Genomic DNA, 7,775 nt, shown 5'->3' on the forward strand with positions numbered 1-7,775 from the left:
TACTTTCGTATCCCGGTCTCGAAGATTCTGCCTTACAACGCTCTTATAGTACCATTTTCATATTTTTTCTATCATCATCCAAATAAACCGGTTAATGAGATGAAAAAGTATTTAGATGATTTCTTTTGGAGGGTTTCACTGTCTGAGCGTTATTCAAGTGGAGTAGAGACAAAATTGGCACAAGATATAAAGAGGATAGATCAGATTATAAAAAGTGAACTACCTAGATATGACTTTCAAGTTGATACTAGTGTAGAAAACATTAAGAATAACGGTTGGTTCAGTGCTAACCGAAGCTTTATAAAAGCAATTTTATGTTTAATGGCATACCAAGAACCTAAATCCTTTAATGATAATTCAATTGTAAGAATAAACAATGATTGGTTAAAGCAAGCTAACAGTCGAAATTATCACCACTTCTTTCCAAAGGCTTATTTACAGAAGAAAGGCGAGGATGGATTTTTTATCAATCATATTGTCAATATTACTATTGTAGATGCATTCTTAAATAAGAATAGGATCCGTGCTCAGGCACCGTCAAAATATATGAAAACATTCGAAAAGGAAAATAAAGACCTTGATAAAGCTATGACAACGCATCTTATTGACGATTTAAACTCTTATGGAATTTGGAAAGATGATTATGAGGCTTTTTTTGATAAGCGTGCTGAGAAGATCAGTCAAGAACTTGAGAAAAGAATTATCCCGCAGAAGATTGGTGCTCAAAAAAGCATGGGTTTTGAGGGATAAACAGCAAAAATTATTAAATGGGTAACGAGAATGATACATTGGTGAATTAATAATAAAGACTCTGCTATAAATATCAGAATAGACTATGCTTAATAATTGGATATAAGTATATTATTTAAATGAGAATAAATTGATTAATCACAAAATTCAAAGGAGGTGTGTGTTGTGGCACGTGCAGATCTAATAATTAAGCTTGTGGAAGCAGGTTCATTAGGAAATATGAAACTTTTTAACAAGACAGTAGAGGCAATGATTGCTGAAGAAAGAAGCAAAAATCATAACATTTTGGCTGATAGATTAACGGATGTACTAAGAGAAAGTAATAAGTCTCAATTATTTAATAATGATAATAAAACTAATACTTTATCTCTAAATAAAAATAACCAAAGTCTTTTTTTTGAGACTATACCAGATGAATTCTTAAGAAATTTAATTTTAGAACCTAAGATTATTGAATCAATAAATGAGTTAATACAAGAGCATTTTAGACGTGATTTATTGAGATCTTATAACTTAGAACCTAGAAATAGAGTCATTTTGGCTGGCCCCCCCCTGGAAATGGGAAAACATCATTAGCAGAAGCGATAGCCAACGAACTTATGGTTCCTTTTATATCAGTCAGGTATGAAGGGATTATGGATAGTTACCTAGGTGAAACATCCAATAATTTAAATTCATTATTTGAATATGTTCGGACTAGGCAGTGTGTACTTTTTTTGATGAATTCGACACTATAGGCAAAGAAAGAGGAGATACTCAAGAAACTGGTGAAATAAAAAGGGTTGTAAGTTCATTACTTCTTCAAATCGACCGACTCCCAAGTCATGTAATCGTAATTACCGCAACAAACCATCCTGAACTATTGGATAGGGCAGTCTGGCGGAGATTTCAATTAAAATTAGAGTTAGAAAATCCAAGTAAAAAACAAATAGGAGAATGGATTGATAAATTTCAACAGGATAATCAAATGTCACTAGAATATTCTAAAAGAACATTAGTAGAGAATTTAGATGGATTAAGTTTTTCCAACCTTAATGATTTTGGATTAGATATCAAAAGAAGTATGTTTTGTCTCTACCGAATTCTAATATGCGGAAAATAGTCAAAGATGCGTTGAATGGTCTTAAAAATCAGTTTTCATTAACAGAGTTAAGGGGTGAAGATGTTGAATGATAAGCCTATTTTAATGCTTCCTAAACCTACAACTGTTGATAGAGCTACAAGAAATGGAGGAAGAGGGAGTACAAGGTATCCTGAACATAATGAACAAGTACGTAGAATATTACCTAAGTTTAGACGTTTAGAAAGTGCATTTGATAGTGAAAGGGGAAAAATAAGTGAAAGTATAGCTGGAATAAATCCGGAATATGCTTTGGTATTTGAGACAGTAGGAACCATAGAAAACTTCGTTAATGCAGTAAGAAAAATAGAAGGCTTAGATTGGCTCTCTGAGATTGAAGAGTATTTTGATTCTGATGATAATTTTTATCCAGTCAAAGATGGGGGAAAAAGTAGAGGATAAGCAATTAAATGGTCGTTTATTTTTAATGATGTCTGACCAACAGGCTATGAGAGAACTTAAATCTCTATGGGAAAAATATCAAAATGGTGAACCATTTGAATATGGATATGGTAAATGGAAAAGTTTATTCTCGCAATTAAAGGACATTAGGTTATGGGATGTACAAGACCGATTCTATAACACGGGTCTAATTGACGTTTTAAATGAAAAGATAGCTATAGGACAAGAAACTATAAAGTTTGAGATAGAGTTATGGTTTAGAAGTAATCCAAGTAAAAGATTAGAAGCTTCAAACACTATTAAACAATTAATACAAACTGCTCAAGGTAAAGTAATTAATGAAAGTACTATTGAAGAGATATCATATCATGCGATTCTAGTTGAAACATCTATTAATATATTTGATGATTTGCAAAATGACTCAAATATAAAGTTAATTAAAGCTGATTCAATAATGTACTTTCGTCCAGTTGGACAAACTGTTGTAGACTTTCCTCCAACAAATGAAGAAGAGAATGAGACAGATATAGATCCATATGAAGTAGATGATTCTCTAAGCCCTGTTATAGCGTTATTTGATGGGTTACCCCCCCTACAAAATCATCAGTTACTTAAAGATAGATTGATAATCGATGACCCTGATAATTTTGAAGAAGCATATCAGGCTAGTGAGAGGGTACATGGTACAACAATGGCTTCCTTAATAATCCATGGAGAACTTGATTCGCAAGATCTACCATTAAAAAGGCCACTATATGTAAGACCTATAATGAAACCCAACCCATATGCTTATGGAGTAAGGTCAGAGCATATACCTGAAGATATTCTTCCAGTGGATTTAATACATAGGGCTGTAAAAAGACTCTTTGAGGGAGATGGGGGATGAAGAACCTGTAGCTCCTAATATTAAAGTTATTAATATATCAATAGGAGATCTATCCAGACCTTTTGATCTTCAAATGAGTCCTTGGGCAAAATTATTGGATTTCTTATCACTAAAATATAATGTGCTATTCATTGTAAGTGCAGGAAATCATACTGGAGCAATTAGATTAGATATAGAAAGAGATGAGTTTCAGAAGGTTAAAGATGAGCCTTTTGTTGAGCAGCAACTAATAAAGTTTATATCTGATAGTATAGTTGAAAGAAGAGTACTGTCACCTTCAGAATCAATAAATTCTCTTTGCATCGGGGCAAGTCATACTGACTCATCTACTGTTTCAGTTCTGGGTAGGCGGGTTGATTTAATAAAGCATCCAGAAATAATGAGTCCTTATAGTAGGGTAGGACTTGGTTATAGAAATTCAATTAAACCTGATGTATTGTTCTCAGGTGGTAAACAATTATATTTAGAGAACGTTATGGGAGACAATGGTTTTGCACTTTTAGAGCTAGCTAATTCAACACTAGCTCCAGGTCATAAAGTAGCAATACCAGGTTCTAGTGGGAAATTAAACGAGGTTGCATATACAAGGGGAACAAGTAATGCTACAGCTTTAGCTACCAAAGCAGCTTCTAAGATATATGATATGCTTGAGGATTTATTAAGTGGTATCGAAAATGGTTCTGATATCATGGAACATTATGGAGTTTTAATGCTTAAAACTTTATTAGTACATGGTGCAAGTTGGAATCAAGCATATGATCTCTATAATCAAGTATTAAGAACTCCAGGAGATTCTACATTTAAAGATAAGCAAGTTCCGAGGTATTTAGGCTATGGGTTCGTAAATGAAAACAAAATACTAAATGGTTCAGAACAGAAAGCGACTCTTATTGGATTTAGTAGAATAAAAAAAGAAGAAGGGCATGTATATGAAGTGCCACTTCCGCCTTCTTTAAGTAGTAATACAATTAAAAGAAGATTAACAATTACTCTAACTTGGTTTACACCTCTTAATAATAATAATCAAAAATATAGACAAGCTCATCTGTGGTTTAACTCAGAAAATGATATCCTTAAAGTAAATAGACAAGAGGCTGATGGAAGGGCTGTCCAAAGAGGAACAGTGCAACATGAAATTTTTGAAGGTGATACTGCAGCAGCTTTTATTGAAGGAAATACATTAAGTATTAAGATTAGTTGTCGCGAGGATGCTGGTGGGTTAAGGCAGCTTGAAATACCCTACACCCTAGCAGTAACACTTGAGGTGGCGGAGGGGGGGATAGATATTCCTATATACACTGAGGTAAGAGACCGATTACGAACATTAATTAGAACACGGCAATAGGTTTATTTATTTTAAGGAATAATATTTGCTTCTAACAAGTTAAAAAGAACCCTAGTATTATTGAATGATAAAGGTTCTTCGATTTTTTATATTTTTGTAACTATAAATCTATGTGAAATTTTACACTTATTCACTGGTATTTATTAGTGGCAGTAAATGTTTACACTCGACTGGGGGGGGCAAAATAATTTAAGTTAGTATTTGAAAGTAAGGTGAATTTAATGAGTGAAGAGTTAGAAAGCTCAAAAAGCTTCATATCTTTAGTAAAAGAAATGGATGCGGACTATACAACGCAACGTGATAGAGGAACAATGTTTGAATTATTATCACGTACATATTTTAAGAATGAACCAATGTATAAGCGGTTATTTGATGAAGTATGGACATTAAATGAGGTACCTGTTGAATATAGTATTCCTAAAACAGATACAGGTGTAGATCTAGTAGCTAAAGAACGTGAAACAGGTTTATTAGTGGCGATTCAATGTAAATATTATGCTGAAGATACAATTATTCAGAAACAACATATTGACTCATTTTTAAATGAGGTAGGTAAGAGGTTTTATGCTAAAGGAATCATTATTACATCAACAGACAGATGGGGGAAGAATGCAGAAGAAGCGTTGAGTGGTCGAGATAAAGAAATTACACGTATATCATTGACGCAACTTAAAGATAGTCAAATTGATTGGTCAGAATTCACTTTTTCCAAACCAGAACAAGTTAAAGTGAAACAAAAGAAAACCCCCCCTAGAACACATCAAATTCCTGCAATAGAAGCAGTTGTCAAAGGCTTTGAAACAGTTGATCGTGGGAAGCTTATTATGGCTCCAGGTACAGGTAAAACTTATACTTCTATGGCAATTGCTGAAGAACTTGCAAAGAAGAAAAATGAAGTTTTCCGAGTGCTTTATCTAGTACCAAGTATTCAGTTACTTTCACAAACATTACGTGGATGGACAGCGGATACGAATTACAATATGGATGCAATTGCTGTATGTTCCGACCGTAAAGTGACTAAAAAAGAGAGTAATGATGATGTTGCAGATATTAACGTTGTAGATATCGGTTACCCTGCTACTACAGACAAAAATAAGCTTTTAGAATATCAAAAGAGAATTGAAAATAGCAATAATAAAGGTGATTTCTTAACGGTATTTTCAACATATCAATCAATTGATGTAATTATCGAAGCTCAAAAGCAAGGCTTCTATGAATTTGATTTAGTCGTATGTGACGAGGCACATCGTACAACTGGCGCAACTGAATTAGGTAAGGAAGATAGTAGCTTTACTAAAGTTCACTATGATGAAAATATCAAAACAGCTAAACGTTTATACCAGACAGCTACGCCACGAGTTTATGGTGATGCAGCGAAGCAAAAAGCAGACGAATTATCTGTTGTTATTGCAGATATGGATAACAATGACTTATATGGTGAAGAGTTTTACCGTATTGGATTCGGTGATGCTATTCGACAAGGCATTTTAACTGATTATAAAGTTATGGTGTTAGCAGTAGATGAAAAAATGATTGCTCGCCGCTTCCAACAAATGCTTGCGAATAAAGATTCTGAATTAGAATTTGATGATGTAACGAAGATCGTCGGTTGCTGGAATGGACTAGTTCGTCGTACAAGTAATTCAGATATAGCTTTAGGTGCACCAATGAAGCGGGCTATTGCTTTTACAGGTACTATTCGTGAATCAAAACTAATTACAGATATGTTCACACATGTAGTAGATCAGTATTTATATCAAGATGCTGAAGAATATGAACATCAATTTGAAATTGAAATCGATCATGCAGATGGTTCAATGAATGCATTAGAGAAGAATAAGAAGATTTCTTGGTTAAAAGATGAAGTACCTGATAATACATGTCGGATTCTTTCGAATGCACGCTTCTTAACTGAGGGTGTAGATGTTCCAGACTTAGACGCTATCATGTTCTTAAAGCCACGAAAATCAAAAATTGATATTGCACAGGCGGTAGGACGTGTGATGCGTAAATCTCCTGATAAAGACTATGGTTATGTCATTTTACCAATTGGTGTGCCAGCAGGGGGGGCAGATACAAATAGTGTATTAGATAATAATGATAAATATCGTGTAGTATGGGAAGTTTTAAATGCTTTACGTTCACTAGATGAACGCTTCGATGCTACGATTAATAAGTTAGAATTGAATAAAAAGAAACCAGGTCAAATTCAAATTATTGGTGTAGGTGACGCCCCCCCAGAAGGTGGGGAGTTAACACAACAAACAGAGCAGCTAGCCATGATGTTAACCGAAGAAGACCTATCTGAATTAGAACGTGCAATATACGGTAAAATTGTTCGTAAAGTAGGGAATGTACGTTATTGGGAAGATTGGTCAAAAGATGTAGCTGAAATTGCTCAACAACATATGTTGCGTATTCGAGTGATGTTAGAAGATACGAATAGTGAAGCATATAAAGAATTCCAAAATTTTATTATGAGCTTACGATACAATATCAATGATTCAATTAGTGAAATACAAGCGATTGAAATGTTAGCGCAACATTTAATTACAAAGCCTGTATTTGAAGCTTTGTTTGATTCATACAGCTTTGTTCATAATAACCCTGTTTCTAAGTCGATGGATACGATTTTAGCTATCCTTGATGATCAGGGGGCTAATGAAAGAACAGGAAAAGCTTGAATCATTCTATGAAAGTGTTCGTGTGCGTGCCGAAGGTGTAGATAACTTAAAAGCGAAGCAAGATATTATTATCCAGCTTTATGATAAATTCTTTAAGGTAGGATTTAAAGAAACGACAGAGCGTTTAGGAATTGTTTTCACACCTGTAGAGGTTGTAGATTTCATCATTCATTCAGTGAACGATGTATTGAAGAAACACTTTGGTAAATGTCTAGCAAGTGAAGGTGTACATGTATTAGATCCATTTACAGGGACAGGTACATTCGTTACTCGTTTATTACAAAGCGGTCTTGTACCTAAAGAAGATTTATTGCGTAAATACACACAAGAAATTCATGCGAATGAAATTGTGTTGTTAAGTTACTATATTGCAGCTATCAATATTGAAGAAACATTCCATAGCTTATATGGAGGAGATTATGTACCATTTGAAGGGATCGTATTAACTGATACATTTGAGAGCACAGAAACCAAAAATTCATTTATAGATGAGTTGTTTGATGAAAATAATAAACGTTTAAAACGGCAACAAGAAGACCCTATATTTGCTATTATGGGTAATCCTCCCTACTCTGTAGGTCAAAATAG

At 34.0% G+C, this 7,775-nt stretch carries 6 protein-coding genes and 2 pseudogenes; all 8 read left to right on the plus strand.

Annotated elements, in window-relative coordinates; genetic code table 11:
- Nucleotides 1-750, plus strand: a pseudogene (locus JCM21714_RS17290) (DUF1524 domain-containing protein); the annotation flags it as partial.
- Nucleotides 751-915: 165 nt separating this feature from the next.
- Nucleotides 916-1,326 carry a hypothetical protein gene (locus JCM21714_RS20590; protein ID WP_200868475.1) on the plus strand — a complete coding sequence of 137 codons (411 nt, stop codon included), beginning with the start codon at nucleotides 916-918 and terminating at the stop codon, nucleotides 1,324-1,326.
- A gap of 23 nt (nucleotides 1,327-1,349) precedes the next feature.
- Nucleotides 1,350-1,852, plus strand: a pseudogene (locus JCM21714_RS20600) (AAA family ATPase).
- A gap of 63 nt (nucleotides 1,853-1,915) precedes the next feature.
- On the plus strand, nucleotides 1,916-2,272 hold the full coding sequence (locus JCM21714_RS17300; protein WP_035726313.1) for a hypothetical protein: 357 nt from the start codon (nucleotides 1,916-1,918) through the stop codon (nucleotides 2,270-2,272).
- Entirely contained in the window at nucleotides 2,250-3,158 is a 909-nt protein-coding gene (locus JCM21714_RS18910; RefSeq protein ID WP_148295085.1) for a S8/S53 family peptidase, read from the plus strand. The genes JCM21714_RS17300 and JCM21714_RS18910 overlap by 23 nt, the downstream gene beginning before the upstream one ends.
- Nucleotides 3,148-4,503, plus strand: a complete 1,356-nt coding sequence (locus tag JCM21714_RS17305; protein ID WP_052000884.1) for a S8 family serine peptidase — start codon at nucleotides 3,148-3,150, stop codon at nucleotides 4,501-4,503. Before JCM21714_RS18910 ends, JCM21714_RS17305 begins: the two co-directional genes overlap by 11 nt.
- A gap of 221 nt (nucleotides 4,504-4,724) precedes the next feature.
- Nucleotides 4,725-7,187 (plus strand): restriction endonuclease, encoded by a 2,463-nt coding sequence (locus JCM21714_RS17310; protein ID WP_235183026.1) that lies wholly within the window; start codon nucleotides 4,725-4,727, stop codon nucleotides 7,185-7,187.
- A partial coding sequence (locus JCM21714_RS22560; RefSeq protein WP_235183027.1) for an N-6 DNA methylase occupies nucleotides 7,165-7,775 on the plus strand: 611 nt, incomplete at its 3' end. The genes JCM21714_RS17310 and JCM21714_RS22560, both read left to right, overlap by 23 nt.

The organism is Gracilibacillus boraciitolerans JCM 21714 (assembly GCF_000521485.1).
GTDB classification, from domain to species: Bacteria; Bacillota; Bacilli; order Bacillales; family Amphibacillaceae; genus Gracilibacillus; species Gracilibacillus boraciitolerans.